Origin of the sequence: Microcoleus sp. OTE_8_concoct_300 (assembly GCF_031383065.1) — a bacterium.
Classification (GTDB): domain Bacteria; phylum Cyanobacteriota; class Cyanobacteriia; order Cyanobacteriales; family Microcoleaceae; genus Microcoleus.
Genome location: NZ_JANMZH010000267.1, coordinates 1 through 1,017, shown reverse-complemented (window position 1 = coordinate 1,017; position 1,017 = coordinate 1). Strand labels below are relative to the sequence as shown.

Here is a 1,017-nt window from a genome sequence, read left to right as displayed (position 1 = left end):
TGAATGTCTCTTGATGTAGTCCACAGTACCGTTTAAAGTCGGCGGGGTTTAACTTTTGTACTTGTTCGTAATTCATCTTATGGGAGCTAATTATTTCTTTTATTTTACCTAGAACGAGCGCACTTTCGCAAGAGGTCTAGTTAGTTTAAATAGACAACGATCGCCCCATTCACTCGATCGAGGAAATTTACCATGAAAACAGATTACCTCATCGTCGGCAGTGGTTTATCAGCACTGGTTTTCGGAGCTTTGATGGCAAACTCCGGCAAAACCGTACACATCCTCGAAGCTCACGAGCATCCCGGAGGCTTTGGTCACACCTTTACGATGGCCAAAAAATACACCTTTAATGCCCAATTCCACTACGTTTGGGACTGCGGCGAAGGACATACAGTCAATCGAGTTCTCAAAAAACTCGGTCTCGATCGAGATGTCACCTTTGAACGGTACGATCCGAATGGCTACGACCACATGAGAATGCCTGGGTATGCGCTGGATATTCCCTCCGAACCAGAGGAACTGATCCGCAGATTGTCGGTGCTGTTTCCCGAAGCGGGCGAGAGAATTCGCCAATTCGTCAACGAAGTCGAGAAAACCGGCGAAGGACTCAGAAAACTCGCTCCTCCCGTCAAACCAATTGAATTGCTCAAAAATTTCGGTGACGTATTCTGTGCCGTCCAACATCTCAATAGTACACTTCAGGACGTTTTCGACAAGTTCCAACTCCCGCAAGCCGCCCAAACCCTATTAGCCCTGCAATGGCCGGACTTTTTGCTGCCTCCAAATCAGCTTTCTTTCTATGCTTGGATTGCCTTGTTTAGAGGCTATCAAGAAGGCGCATTTTACCCGACGCAGCATTTTGAAGATGTCATCAATTCGGCTCTCCTGAGTTTATGGTGTAAAATAGATCAACCAATACAGTTAAAGTAATGAGCTTTCATTTAGACTATTTATTAGACTTGCCTGGAGTCAAGGTTGAAACTTGCACTCAAATTGAAGGAAAAATTTACTTTAAAC

General features: G+C 44.9%; 1 protein-coding gene. It reads left to right on the top strand.

Going from position 1 to position 1,017, the window contains the following annotated elements; genetic code table 11:
• Positions 1-192: 192 nt before the first annotated feature.
• On the top strand, positions 193-930 hold the full coding sequence (locus tag ACUVJL_RS12570) for a phytoene desaturase family protein (RefSeq protein ID WP_445246154.1): 738 nt from the start codon (positions 193-195) through the stop codon (positions 928-930).
• The last annotated feature ends 87 nt before the right edge of the window (positions 931-1,017 follow it).